At 42.9% G+C, this 12,719-nt stretch carries 12 protein-coding genes; 10 read left to right on the top strand and 2 right to left on the bottom strand.

The window, feature by feature from the left end:
* Positions 1-555: 555 nt before the first annotated feature.
* The 9 genes from U5K72_01550 to phoU all read left to right on the top strand — a co-directional run bounded on the left by U5K72_01550 (position 556) and on the right by phoU (position 8,980).
* Positions 556-792, top strand: coding sequence for a thioredoxin family protein (locus U5K72_01550; GenBank protein ID MDZ7717486.1), 237 nt, complete (start codon positions 556-558; stop codon positions 790-792).
* Positions 793-811: 19 nt separating this feature from the next.
* Positions 812-1,204: a rhodanese-like domain-containing protein gene (locus U5K72_01545; GenBank protein ID MDZ7717485.1), complete on the top strand. Its 393-nt coding sequence runs from the start codon at positions 812-814 to the stop codon at positions 1,202-1,204.
* A gap of 23 nt (positions 1,205-1,227) precedes the next feature.
* Positions 1,228-2,208, top strand: a complete 981-nt coding sequence (locus U5K72_01540) for a permease (protein MDZ7717484.1) — start codon at positions 1,228-1,230, stop codon at positions 2,206-2,208.
* A gap of 224 nt (positions 2,209-2,432) precedes the next feature.
* Positions 2,433-3,392 carry a GTP 3',8-cyclase MoaA gene (gene moaA / locus U5K72_01535; protein ID MDZ7717483.1) on the top strand — a complete coding sequence of 320 codons (960 nt, stop codon included), beginning with the start codon at positions 2,433-2,435 and terminating at the stop codon, positions 3,390-3,392.
* Between the two features lie 799 nt (positions 3,393-4,191).
* Positions 4,192-5,310 (top strand): phosphate ABC transporter substrate-binding protein PstS, encoded by a 1,119-nt coding sequence (gene pstS / locus U5K72_01530; protein ID MDZ7717482.1) that lies wholly within the window; start codon positions 4,192-4,194, stop codon positions 5,308-5,310.
* 276 nt (positions 5,311-5,586) lie between these two features.
* Entirely contained in the window at positions 5,587-6,585 is a 999-nt protein-coding gene (gene pstC, locus U5K72_01525; protein ID MDZ7717481.1) for a phosphate ABC transporter permease subunit PstC, read from the top strand.
* Positions 6,582-7,448 (top strand): phosphate ABC transporter permease PstA, encoded by an 867-nt coding sequence (gene pstA / locus U5K72_01520; protein MDZ7717480.1) that lies wholly within the window; start codon positions 6,582-6,584, stop codon positions 7,446-7,448. Before pstC ends, pstA begins: the two co-directional genes overlap by 4 nt.
* A 12-nt stretch (positions 7,449-7,460) precedes the next feature.
* Positions 7,461-8,297 carry a phosphate ABC transporter ATP-binding protein PstB gene (gene pstB, locus U5K72_01515; protein ID MDZ7717479.1) on the top strand — a complete coding sequence of 279 codons (837 nt, stop codon included), beginning with the start codon at positions 7,461-7,463 and terminating at the stop codon, positions 8,295-8,297.
* A gap of 29 nt (positions 8,298-8,326) precedes the next feature.
* Entirely contained in the window at positions 8,327-8,980 is a 654-nt protein-coding gene (phoU, locus tag U5K72_01510; GenBank protein ID MDZ7717478.1) for a phosphate signaling complex protein PhoU, read from the top strand.
* A gap of 51 nt (positions 8,981-9,031) precedes the next feature.
* On the opposite strand, the gene U5K72_01505 is transcribed toward phoU, so the two are convergent.
* Complete coding sequence (locus U5K72_01505) at positions 9,032-10,174, bottom strand: glycoside hydrolase family 18 protein (GenBank protein ID MDZ7717477.1); 1,143 nt, start codon at positions 10,172-10,174, stop codon at positions 9,032-9,034.
* Between the two features lie 126 nt (positions 10,175-10,300).
* Between U5K72_01505 and U5K72_01500 the strand changes: the two genes are divergently transcribed.
* Positions 10,301-11,767, top strand: coding sequence for an aminotransferase class V-fold PLP-dependent enzyme (locus tag U5K72_01500; GenBank protein ID MDZ7717476.1), 1,467 nt, complete (start codon positions 10,301-10,303; stop codon positions 11,765-11,767).
* On the opposite strand, the gene U5K72_01495 is transcribed toward U5K72_01500, so the two are convergent.
* Entirely contained in the window at positions 11,749-12,531 is a 783-nt protein-coding gene (locus U5K72_01495) for a hypothetical protein (GenBank protein MDZ7717475.1), read from the bottom strand. The two genes, U5K72_01500 and U5K72_01495, sit on opposite strands and share 19 nt — an antisense overlap.
* Between the last annotated feature and the right edge of the window lie 188 nt (positions 12,532-12,719).

The following is a 12,719-nucleotide window of genomic DNA, read 5'->3' as shown; positions in this document are numbered from 1 at the left end:
GCTATAATTGGATGAAGAGCCGATGGTATTTTAACCTGTATCCGTTTACCTGGGGCGATGCCCCAGGCTGTGTTCTATAACCCTTTCAGGGTCGAGAAGTTAACCCAATATTTTCATATTAAAATATCTAAGACAAATATAATCAGTGTTTTATAATTTTTATAAAGTGGAAATGGTAAACATGGGAGTGTAATGGGCCTAGATTTTTTTCGTTCTTTTGTAGAATCTCCGACCACCGGCGGATCAAGACAAAAGAACAAACTACATGTAACATGTTTACATCATAAAAATGGGGTAAGTCCTCTTTCAGGGTCGTATTGCTGACTGCAGAATACCAGTGTAGATTGGGCTTGTATCTTGTAGTAATAAAAGAATACTTAATTTTACCCACACCGATCAAAATAGAGCCAAAAGTAATTCAATTCTCGGTAAATAACTTCCCTGATGATATCAATAGATAAAAACAATCAACCTATTCATCGTAAAATTACGATAAATGGAGTAATTATTCGTATATTTGCGATGAAATAAAAACACAAACATACTTAATCAGACATGAAAAAAATAAAAATTCTCGGCCCCGGTTGCCCTAAATGTAAAACCACCTATCAAAATGTTTTGACAGCCTTAGAGGATACAGATATTCAGGCGGATGTAGAAAAAGTAGAAGAGATGGAAGAGATGTTAAAATACAACGTATTAACGACTCCGGTACTGCTGATTGACGACACAATTCACATTAAGGGACGAGTGGCCCAGGTGAGTGAAATCAAAAAATTATTGGAACAGTAAACAAATCAAGAGAAGCACAATGGAACAAGATCAAATAAAAGAAATATGTCCCGGAACGACTCAAACGTGGATTAAAGACGGGGCATTACTGGTTGATGTACGTGAACAGAATGAAGTTGATCAACTGGCGTTTGATGCGCCGAAAATCAAGCACATTCCACTATCTGAGTTTGAAAATCGCTATAACGATATTCCAAAAAATGAGCAGGTAGTGGTTGTGTGTCGAATGGGTGAAAGAAGCCTGAGAGCTGTTAATTTTCTCATTCACAATGGGTTCGACAACAACCTCGTGGCAAATATGAAATTTGGTTTGAATCGCTGGGTTTCAAAGGGTTTTCCAACTATTGGTGATCCCCAGTTCATTCTTGATGGCAGCATGGGTGATTCTTGCTGCAGTACGTCATCAAATTAAAAAATTAGAAGCAGGTTCATACTATGTTTGAATGGATTCAATCATTTGCAGACTGGCTCATCTTTTCGACGATACAATTAAGTCCGGATTCACAGCTTGGAACAGCCCTGAACTTTTTTGTATACGATACCATAAAGATACTCATTCTGCTTTTCATCATCGTTTTCCTGATGGGAATCGTAAACGCCTATTTTCCGGTTGAACGGCTTCGTTCGTTTCTGCACCGGAAAAAGCTGTATGGTTTGGAGTACTTTATCTCGGCAATTTTTGGAGCGGTCACACCTTTTTGCTCCTGTTCGTCCGTACCTCTGTTTATCGGTTTTGTGCAGGGTGGAATACCGCTGGGCGTAACATTTGCGTTTTTGATAACCTCACCGCTTGTAAATGAGATCGCAATTGCGATGTTTATCGGGCTGTTTGGTGTAAAAACCACACTGATATACGCCGGATCGGGAATTCTGCTGGGTACATTTGGCGGCTGGCTCTTAGGAAAGTTCAATTTAGAACCCTTGCTTTCTGACTGGGCCAAAAAAATCATTGAGAACTCCAACCAGTCAAATACAGAATATCATGAGGAAGAGAATCCTTCGTTTCGGGATCGCCTGCCCGGAATATCCCGGGAAGCGTGGGGTATTGTCAGCGGTGTTTTGGTTTACATTATCATTGGAATTGGTATTGGCGCTGCCATGCACGGATATGTTCCTGAAAACTTTTTTGCCACCTATTTGGGCGGTGGCGGATGGTGGACTGTACCGGCTGCGGTAATACTCGCTGTTCCTATGTACGCAAATGCAGCGGCAATCGTGCCGGTTATTGAAGTCTTCGTCACAAAAGGGATACCGCTCGGAACCGCCCTGGCTTTTATGATGGCTACGGTTGGCCTATCTCTGCCCGAAGGTACTCTGTTGAAAAAAGTGATGACATTTAAATTAATTGCCATCTTTTTCGGAATCGTTACCCTCTTCATTATTCTTTCCGGGTACCTGTTTAATTTGCTATTATAATTCATGTAGCTAATTCACATCGAATGAAATAGGGAAAATTACCGAAATATCTCTTCTTGATAATGTTGCGGTAGTGGACAGAAAAGCGACCGAAATGATTTTAAAATGAGCTTTATTCAGCGTACTTTTTAGGATGTGGGTAAAACTAAAATTTACCTGATTATTAGATTGAACTTGCTCCGCAGCCAGTATTTAGAATTTTGAACATCGATATCCAATAATACATGTTAAAAGACAAACATGGACGCGTTCACAATTACCTGAGAGTATCTCTCACCGAGAGGTGTAATTTTCGCTGTACCTACTGCATGCCGGAAGAAGGAATTGATCTGACTCCGAAATCACATATCTGCAGCTACGAAGAGCTGCTGCAAATTATTGATACGTTTATTGAACTGGGAGTCAATAAAATACGCCTTACCGGCGGGGAGCCTCTCGTGCGAAAAGATGCCGATCACATTCTTCACGAACTGGGCAAGCGGCCGGTTGAGCTTGCCATCACAACCAACGGATTGATCGTCGACCGGTTTATTGACGTGTTTGAATCATGCGGCCTGAGAAATGTAAATGTCAGCCTGGACACGCTGGACGCCGATAAATTCAACCTGATCACCCGCCGTTCTGGCTTTGATCGCGTGCTTGAAAATATCTATACCCTTGTGGAGCGCGGATTTAATACCAAAATAAATATGGTGGTGATGCGAGGAATGAATGAGGAAGAGATTGCAGATTTCGCGCTACTTGCGAAAGACCTTCCGATCATTATCCGCTACATCGAATTTATGCCGTTTGACGGTAACCGCTGGAATAATGAAAAAATGGTGTCGGCAGATGAGATCCGGGAACGCCTCTCGGAGCGATACACATTAATTCGTGATGAAGATGCCCCGCATGACACCACCAAGCACTACTCCATCGATGGATTCAAAGGACAAATCGGTGTCATCAGTTCCATGAGTGAGCAATTTTGCGGAAGCTGCAATCGCATTCGCCTGCTGGCCAACGGCTCCATCAAAAACTGCCTGTTCTCCCCCGACGAGACCAATCTTCTGCAACCCTTACGAAATGGCGACAACCTGGAATCCATCATAAGGGAAGCACTCTATCACAAAAAAGCCAAACACGCCGGTATGTTTAACTTATCCAATCAGAAAAACCGGACGATGACAACAATTGGCGGCTGATTGAAGCCTCAGCCAACAAATTTGCCAATCTTTTTTTACAGCCCATCCTAAATACCCATTGCAAATTTGCTGGGTAAATGAAAAAATCTACCCAGTCTAATTGTGGAGTTACCCCGAAATTCAAAATTCATAATCTATAAACAAAATAATATCAATACTTTGTATTATTTTATAAGTGGAAACTTAATTAATTAGTATGGGTAGGCCTTGAATAGTTGGCGGAAAAAAGGACAACGATTGAACCGTGAGAAGAATCCTTTCATACCGGTGAATAGCGAATTTTAAAGTTTTTGGGCGATATGGACCATTGAAAGGATTCCACGGTGAACTCGTGTCCGCCGCCGACTATTCACAGCCTTGATCTTTTCTTTCTTTTGTATCAAGACAAAAGAATAAAGCATGTGCAACAAGGTTACATCATAAAAATGGGGTAAGTCCTCAGTCTAATTCCCACGCATTTGCCGGTTAACCAAAAAATGTCCTTCCCCGCGATGGATCCCTATTGGAGAAGCGGCTGAAGCTTACCTTTGCCGAGGTTTCGGCAGACAGACAGAGCGGAAGCTCTTTACTCAAGGCATCCCGTTGGGGCAAGCGTCATGTTTTCTTAAAGCAAGTCTCCATAAAAGAACGTTTCCCACAAAGCGATCACTTTGTTAAAGATGGACCTTCGGACGCTTAGGGTCCTTTTACCAATGAACGCATTAATTTCCAATTGTTAATAGTTAGGTAACATTGAGTTTGTAAGTTTTAGAACTAAATGATTTCAGAAAATGCAATTAACAAAATCCGTTATATCAAAATGAAAAGACTTAGCAGCTTATTAGGAGTTCTGGTTCTGTCGGTTTTAATAATCTCGTGTGGTGGGGGTGAAGAGGGATCCACTTCGCAGGAACAAACAAACATACTGGGTGCTGGTGCTACATTTCCTGCGCCATTAATTACAAATATGGCTGATGAATACAGAGATCTTACAAATCGTCGTGTTACCGTCAACTATCAGTCCATCGGTTCCGGCGGAGGTGTCCGGCAATTTATGGAACAGACCGTGATGTTTGGAATGAGTGAAGCTTTTCTCTCCGATGAAGTGATTGCAAATATCGAAGAGCAGACAGGTGGAAAGGCGTTTAATATGCCCATAACCCTGGCTGATGTTGTGCCAACCTACAACCTGCCATCGGTTGAAGAAGACCTTGTGTTTAGCGGTGAGGTGTTGGTCGATATATTTTTAGGGAATATTACACGATGGAATGATGCCAAAATTGCCGAGCTGAATCCAAATGTAGATCTGCCGGACAGAAACATTACGGTTGTCCACAGATCGGACGGATCGGGAACCACAAATGTGTGGACCAGTTACCTGACCAGAGTTTCTGATGAATGGAGAGAAAAAGTAGGATATGCAACCAGCGTCAACTGGCCAACCGGGATTGGGGGTAACGGAAACGAAGGAGTTGCCGGAACGGTGATGAATACACCGGGTGCCATTGGATATAACAGCCTTACCTATGCCGTCTTAAACGATATGTCGTACGGATCGGTAATAAACAGTTCCGGGAATGTTATTCGACCCTCCTACGAAGCAACCACGGCAGCCGCAGATATTGAACTGCCCGATGACACACGAATTCTGTTTACCAATACACCGGCCGAAAATGGATATCCGATTGCCGGTTTTGCCTGGATGCTGGTTTATGAAAATCTCGATCAAAACAATGCCATTGAAAACCGGCGGCAGGCAGAAGAGCTTGTCAAATTCCTGATTTGGAGTATCACGGAAGGGCAGGATCTGGCGGAACCGCTTGGCTTTGCGAGAATTCCGGATGCAGCTTTAGAAAAAAATATCGCGATGATCCGGCAGATAAAATGGGAAGGTGAAGAGATTGGACGGAAATTACTCGAAGAACAAGGGTTGATATAGTACTATGTCAAGTATAAAATTTCAGTTTTCTGAATGGAGTTATAATTTTCCCCTCCTTATGAAGAAGGGGCCGGGGTGGTTATTCTCCCCTGGAGGGGAGTACGGCGAAGCCGGGAGGGGTGTACATTCCCCCTGCTCACTCCGTTCGCTTTCCCCCTTCTCCCGAAGGTATCCCTTTGGAGGAAAGTAGGGGACTTTTTAACCGACATTTGATTCTTGACTCGACACTAATCATTTTAGAATATTTTAACTCTGCGATAAATAGAATTTTAAACGATGTCTGAATTATCAAAGCAGTCGCCTGACGGGGACGAATTAAAAAAAGAACCGGGTATTCTTTACCGGTGGCTGGGCGATAAAATCTTCTCTGTAGTCGTCATAAGCCTGGGGATTTCTATCATATTACTTGCCCTGGGGATGGCTTGGGTTTTATATGATGAGGGAAGTTTAGCTCTTCATAAATTCGGTTTTTTTGAGTTCCTTACGAATACAACCTGGGACCCTGCTGTTCAACTGGTATTTGGTGCATGGCCATTTCTCTTCGGTACTATTATTACCAGCAGTGTTGCACTGCTGATCTCTTTTTTCCCGGCTCTTGCGGTGGCTATATTTTCAGCAGAGTATGCACCTAAATGGCTTTCAAGTATTATCGACAATTTAGTTCAACTCATTGCAGCCATCCCGAGTGTGGTTATCGGGATTTGGGGTATTTTTATCCTTGCACCCTGGTTGCGTGACGCGGTTTACGTACCAATTTACGAATGGGCAGAAGCAAGTTATCCGGCGCTATTACCGATACTTGGAAACCCAATCGGGTATGGAATGGCTACCGCTACCATTGTTTTGGCACTGATGATTGTGCCCTACACAACATCTCTTGCAAAAGATGCCATCCAGGCCGTTCCAAAAGATCAGCGGGAAGCGATGTGGGCGTTGGGTTCAACCCGGTGGGAAGTAATTCGCATGGCTGTTTTACCCTATGCAAGAGGCGGTATTGTGGCCGGAGCTATTCTGTCGCTGGGCCGTGCAATAGGCGAGACAATGGCCGTAGCTATGTTGATTGGTAATAAAAACACGCTTCCGTTTTCTGTTTTCGGTGCCGCCGCAACGATGCCGTCTGTTATTGTGAATGAATTTCGTGAGGCGGTTGAAAGCCTGCATCTGTCCAGTTTGATGGCGATCGGTTTTCTTCTCTTTATTATTTCACTAATTGTAAATCTAACCGCTGCATACATTAACAGGAAAATTTCAGTTGGAGGCAGCAACGCAGTATGAAAAGTTTAAAAAGGCGCAGAATTCATGAAAAAATAATGGAGGGCCTGCTGATTGTTGCAACAATCGTTGTGCTTGCTCCATTGGTTATTATCTTCGCTCATGTAATTATTGAGGGAGTGAGTGCTTTAAACTACGATTTTTTTACAGAAGAACTTGGTTCGCCATCAAGGGCTATGTTGGGAGAGCCTACAGGCCTTGTTCACACCATTCTTGGAACTGTAGTTGTTGACCTCCTCGCTTTGGCTATCGCCGTGCCGATTGGAATAGGTGCAGGCATTATGCTTTCCGAATATCCCGAGCATGCGCTGAATCCCACTCTCAGAATTATGAATGATACGCTGAACGGAATGCCGGCCATTTTAAAAGGACTGTTTGCGTTTGTTTTAATTGTTAAACCAATGGGAACCTTTTCGGGAATATCCGGTTCGGTTGCCCTCTGTTTTGTGATGCTGCCGATTATTGCCCGAACAACCGAAAGTGCTCTTCAGGGAATCTCCTGGACGATCCGGGAAGCCGGTCTCGCGCTTGGAATTCCCCGTTGGAGAGTGGTACTTTCAACGGTCGTGCCCGCGGCTAAAACCGGATTGGTTACCGGCGTTCTGCTGGCATTTGCCCGTGCGGCAGGTGAAGCGGCTCCATTGCTGTTTACTTCTTTTGGCAATAACTACCTGCCCAACAGTTGGCTGGGATTTTTCTTCGAGCCGGTAGATACCTTGCCACAGCGGCTTTACAGCCTGGCTATCAGTCCTTACGAAGAGTGGCATGGTATGGGTTGGGCAGCGGCAATCGTTCTGTTTAGTTTTGTAATCTTAACATTTGTAACCGCCAGGTATTTAACAAGACATAAAATGCAGCAAAGTTAGGGAGATGATACTATGTCGATTGTAGTCAAAGAGCCAAAACAGCAAAAGAAATCTGCTATTAAATTCTATGAAACCAAAGACCATCGTGACATGAGTTTAAAAATGGAAACCAAAAATCTAACTGTAAAATATGGAGAAGAGATCGGTGTAAAAGATATCTCTATTCCAATTGAAAATAGAACAGTTACGGCACTGATTGGTCCATCTGGATGCGGTAAAACAACTTTTTTACGTGCGCTAAACAGAATGCACGATCTAACCAGGGTTGCCAAAGTTGAAGGAGAAGTACTTCTTGAAAATACCAATATCTATGGCGAGGATATCAACCCGGTTATTATCCGCAGAAAAATTGGTATGGTATTTCAAAAGCCCACACCGTTTCCAACCATGTCTATTTATGATAATGTTGTGGCCGGTTTAAAATTGGTGGGAATCCGGGATAAAAATACGCTAAACGAAGCATGTGAAAAAGCCCTGAAACAGGCGGCTCTGTTTGATGAAGTGAAAGATCGTTTAGATACAGCCGCTGTTGACCTCTCCGGCGGGCAGCAGCAGCGCCTCTCTATAGCACGTGCTTTAGCCGTAGAACCCGAAGTGATGCTGATGGATGAACCAACCAGTTCACTCGATCCTCAATCAACACTTCGAATTGAAGATTTAATACACGAGCTGAAAAAGGATATAACTATTGTCATTATTACTCATAATATGCAGCAGGCAGCCCGCGTTTCTGATAAAACGGCTTTTTTCTATGTAGGAAACCTTGTTGAGCTCGGAGATACAAAAACGTTGTTTACAAATCCAACAAAGAAGAAGACAGAAGATTATATTACAGGGCGTTTTGGATAGTGATATAGCCTTTAAGTAATTTGGATATTATGATGAATACGATAACACAAGAACAAATTGAAGAGATTAATCAGAAGCTGATTGATATGTCAGAAAAAGTTATATCAGCGATTGAAGAGTCTGTAGATGCTTTGGTTGATCAGGACCTGAAAAAAGCGAAACTGATTAAAAAAGAGGACAAAATCATCAATGATATTCGCTGGGAAATTGAAGATGATTGTATTAATCTCATTGCTACACAGCAGCCGGTCGCTTCTGATTTAAGAGAACTGATTGCACTTCTTACCATTAATACAGAATTGGAGCGAATTGGTGACTATGCTGCCGGAATTGCAAAAATCACTCTGATGATTGGTGATGAGAAGCACGTAAAACCGCTGATTGATGTTCCGCGAATGAGAGAAATTGCAGTAGATATGGTTGAAAATTCGATGAAGGCGTATGTGAATCACAATGAAAAATCCGCCAGAATGATCCACAGCCAGGATGATGATATCGATGATCTGTACAACCAGGTTTACAGAGAGCTTCTCTCGTTTATGATCGAAAATCCCGATAATATTTCTCAATGTACTCATCTGTTGTGGGCATCCCATAACCTGGAGCGAATTGGCGACCGGGTAACCAATATTTGCGAACGTATTATCTATTTAGTGTCAGGCGAAATGGCCGAGGATTTATAGTCTATTCTTAATCAGGTTTAAAAAGAGAGAGACTATTTATTTTTTTGAGTATCAATCATTCAAGCCATCATAGAGGACATTTAACAACTCTTCCCCAAGATTACTGCTGTATTCCCAGAACATCGCTCCTCCCAGGCCGCGAGCTTTGATGTAATCCGTTTTAATTTGGAGTGATTCCTCATCATCGTACACAAAAATGGTTTGTGTATCGGGATTCCAAAGGTAAGGGGCTTTGGCTTCATCATCCCAGTAACGGGTAAATCCATTTTTGTTGATCAGTTCATCTTTAAGCCTGTCAAATCCGGCTGAGCCGCGTTCGTCACCGCCCGTCCATTGATAAAGACCGTTATCCTCTGGCCGAACACCTGACCACGATCTTCCATAAAACGGCACGCCAAGTACCAGCTTTTCAGACGGAATTCCGGCATCAATATGCCATTGTACCGATTGATCGGCCGATGGACCCGTAAAATGGATGCTTTGCGATGGATACAAGTTGGAATGATGACCCGCAACAGGCGATCCGCCGGTGTGAAAATCGTACGTCATAATATTGATGAAATCGAGGTACTGATGGGCTTTGTGCATTTCGGTGTGCTCCAGGTAATTTTTGCTGGCACCGGTGGCAATAGTCAGTAAATATGGATTCTCATCTCTCCCATCTAATTCTGTTTGCCTGTCGAGGTGTTCGCGCAATGTTTTTAACATCAGCGTGAAATTCTGTTTGTCTACTGTGCGGTAGACATTTCCATCGCCGGATAATCCGGGATATTCCCAGTCGAGATCCACGCCATCAAGCTTATATTTTTTCATGAAATCAACAGCGCTTTCTGCAAACAGTTCGCGGGATTTTTCTGTCAAAGCTGCGTCTGAGAAGAATTTGGAACGAGACCAGCCGCCGACCGAAATCAAAATTTTCAGATCGGGATTATCTGTCTTGAGCGAATCCAGCATCCGAAAGTTGTAGTTATCATTATCCAGGTACGAGGCAACTTTGCCGTCAATAATATCAGCAAAAGCGTAGTTGATGTGAGTGAGTTTCTGTGCATCAATCATCCCGGTGGACCAATCGTGCCAGCCGGCTACATATCCTACAATTTTATAATCACCTCTGTTGTTCTGCTGACCGAAAAGCAGGCTCGATGAAAGAAAGAAAATGAAACACGTGATACAGAGTGCAGTCAGTTTTTTCATGCCGTGAATTTTATCTGAATGAGTTGAGGTTTAATTAGAGAATAAGTACAGAATGTTTGTCTAAAATGGAAAAAATTTTCGCGATATTTGAACCAATTAAAATATCAAAAGTTATTTGCCCAGTAGATGATTCAAAAAAAACTTATAGAACTCAAACAAAGTTCTTCAAAGTTAGATCCAGATCCGAAAGAGAGAATTCACCTGCAAAATGTGGCCATCAATTATGCCAATCGGTTTTATGATTCTCAGCAAGATCAAAAAGCATATCGGGAGTTTGATGAATCCGTAAAAAAATTGCTGGATGAACCGGTAAATGAGGAACCCGGCGGGGCAGAAAAGATCATCCGGCAAATTGAAAATGTTGTGGTTCGGCCCGGCCTTAATACCGTATCGGGCCGCCATTTTGGTTATATCCCCGGCGGAGGATTGGCTTCATCGGCTGTAGGAGACTTTTTAGCTGCTATGACCAATCGATATGCGGGAGTGTATGCATCCTCGCCCGGAGCGGTTGTTATTGAAACGAGGCTTATAAACTGGTTGTGTGAATTGATCGGGTATGATGAGCAGCCGGGTGGGTATTTGTCATCCGGCGGAAGTCATGCAAATCTCACAGCGTTGGTTACGGCAAGAGACAGTGCCGGGTTAAAAGCTGCGGACTATTCCAAAGCCGTAGTATATCTGACGAAGCAAACACATCACTGCGTAGACCGGGCGCTGAATATTATTGGGATGAGAGAGTGCCACCGCCGGTATATCCCGATGGATGATAAGTTTCGGATGATTCCATTTGAACTGGAAAGAAGCATAGATCAGGATCGGAAAGATGGATTGATTCCCTGGGTTGTGGTGGCATCGGCCGGATCAACTGATACCGGGGCGATAGATCCATTGGATGAGATTGGTGAAACGGCAAAAAAGAACGATTTATGGTATCACGTGGATGCCGCATACGGTGGATTTTTTATCCTGACGGAAGATGGGAAGAAAAAGCTCAAGGGTATTGAAAAGTCAGATTCTGTTGTGATGGATCCCCACAAAGGGTTGTTTCTTCCCTACGGAACCGGCGCTCTAATTGTAAAAGATGTGAAGAAGCTGGCCGAAGCTCACCGCTTTGAAGCCAACTATATGAAAGATGCGAATATTAAATCCGGTATCTATTCTCCGGCTGAGATATCACCTGAATTGAGTAAACATTTTCGGGGCTTACGAATGTGGATGCCGTTGAAGTTACATGGCGTGAAACGATTTCGGGATGCCCTGGATGAAAAGCAGTTATTAGCCCGATACTTGTGGGAAAAGATGAAGTCGATGGATGAAATTGAAGTTGGCCCTGAACCTCAACTGAGCATCTTTATGTTTCGGTGGAATCCCGGTGGTGATGATTTAGATGCATTAAATAGAGAGCTTCACAAATTGATTTTAAAAGATGGGCGTTTTTTCCTCTCAACAACAGAAGTGGATGGAGTTTTCTTTTTTCGTGTTGCAATTCTGTCGGTACGAACACATCTGAATGAGGTGAATGAGTTGGTTGACATCATCCGGGAAAAAATTAGAGAGATTAAAGAGAAGCGCGGCTATTCAAGCCCCAGCTGAAATCGATCTCGTAATTCCTGGATGTAAATTCCTATATCGTTTCGAAGCTCAAACAACCGCTCGTGAAATTTAGAATAGGCAAGAGAGGTAATGTAAGGTTCCTTTTTCATGTAATGAAGATGTTTCAACGCTGAATTGGCACTGTAGAGAGCTTTTTTTGTATAGGCGATGTTTCCGCCCAACACATCTTGCTCAAAGCCAAACGAATAACCACCGGCAAGTTTGGCCGTTATCTTCAGAACGTTGGTGATGTAATCATGTACATGTTTGTTTTGCATCTGCCGGGGAATCATTTCAGCCCATTTCAGAGTATCAACAGCATAGGATCGGGCATCCTGGTAGATATCAAGGTTTTCTATGGAGCCATAATCGGAGAGCGTAAAATCATCGCTTAACTCTTTCCATTCTTCGCCATAGTCAAAATCGTCATCGTCAAATTCATCCTCTTCATCATAAAACGGAAAAGATGAATCTTTGAAGAAAAAGTCGTCATCATCAAACTCATCTTCATCATCTTCCCAGTCATCTTCATCTTCGGGAAAGTAAGCTTCATCAAGCAGAAGTTCCTCTTCTATGAATGCTTCAACGGCATCCAGTTCATCCAGGCTTTCCTGCAAAAGAGTAATCCATCGAGGGGTTTTTCCTTTTGGGTCAGAGGTGATGAATCGCCGCAACTGTTCGCTGCGCTTTTCAATTTCATTAAGGTGAGACTCCCATTGGAATTCGTTCCAAGTGGAACCATCATTAAAACCGTCTGTGCTCATGCAGTGACGCTATATGATTAGAGGTTAAAGTAAAAAGGAAAATGATCTGTTGAACTCCATATGCAAAATACAATCTTTCCAAAAAGAATAACAGTACCAGGCAAAATTTAAGTATTTATCCGTAGTTAAAATTGGTTTAAAGTTTAAGGTTCAATGTCTAAGGTTATTGACATCAAACTCTGATCAAT

The sequence above is a fragment of the Balneolaceae bacterium genome (assembly GCA_034521495.1).
Lineage (GTDB): Bacteria > Bacteroidota > Rhodothermia > Balneolales > Balneolaceae > Rhodohalobacter.
Note: the sequence above shows the minus strand (reverse complement) of the source record. Positions and strands in the feature narration are given on the sequence as shown.

Bases quoted from the DNA above. Each gene is read 5' to 3' on its own strand.
- U5K72_01495 (MDZ7717475.1), bottom strand. From the start codon at position 12,531: ATGAGCACAGACGGTTTTAATGATGGTTCCACTTGGAACGAATTCCAA.
- pstB (MDZ7717479.1), top strand. From the start codon at position 7,461: ATGTCGATTGTAGTCAAAGAGCCAAAACAGCAAAAGAAATCTGCTATT.
- U5K72_01545 (MDZ7717485.1), top strand. From the start codon at position 812: ATGGAACAAGATCAAATAAAAGAAATATGTCCCGGAACGACTCAAACG.
- pstA (MDZ7717480.1), top strand. From the start codon at position 6,582: ATGAAAAGTTTAAAAAGGCGCAGAATTCATGAAAAAATAATGGAGGGC.
- U5K72_01540 (MDZ7717484.1), top strand. From the start codon at position 1,228: ATGTTTGAATGGATTCAATCATTTGCAGACTGGCTCATCTTTTCGACG.
- moaA (MDZ7717483.1), top strand. From the start codon at position 2,433: ATGTTAAAAGACAAACATGGACGCGTTCACAATTACCTGAGAGTATCT.
- phoU (MDZ7717478.1), top strand. From the start codon at position 8,327: ATGATGAATACGATAACACAAGAACAAATTGAAGAGATTAATCAGAAG.
- pstC (MDZ7717481.1), top strand. From the start codon at position 5,587: ATGTCTGAATTATCAAAGCAGTCGCCTGACGGGGACGAATTAAAAAAA.
- U5K72_01550 (MDZ7717486.1), top strand. From the start codon at position 556: ATGAAAAAAATAAAAATTCTCGGCCCCGGTTGCCCTAAATGTAAAACC.
- U5K72_01505 (MDZ7717477.1), bottom strand. From the start codon at position 10,174: ATGAAAAAACTGACTGCACTCTGTATCACGTGTTTCATTTTCTTTCTT.
- U5K72_01500 (MDZ7717476.1), top strand. From the start codon at position 10,301: ATGATTCAAAAAAAACTTATAGAACTCAAACAAAGTTCTTCAAAGTTA.
- pstS (MDZ7717482.1), top strand. From the start codon at position 4,192: ATGAAAAGACTTAGCAGCTTATTAGGAGTTCTGGTTCTGTCGGTTTTA.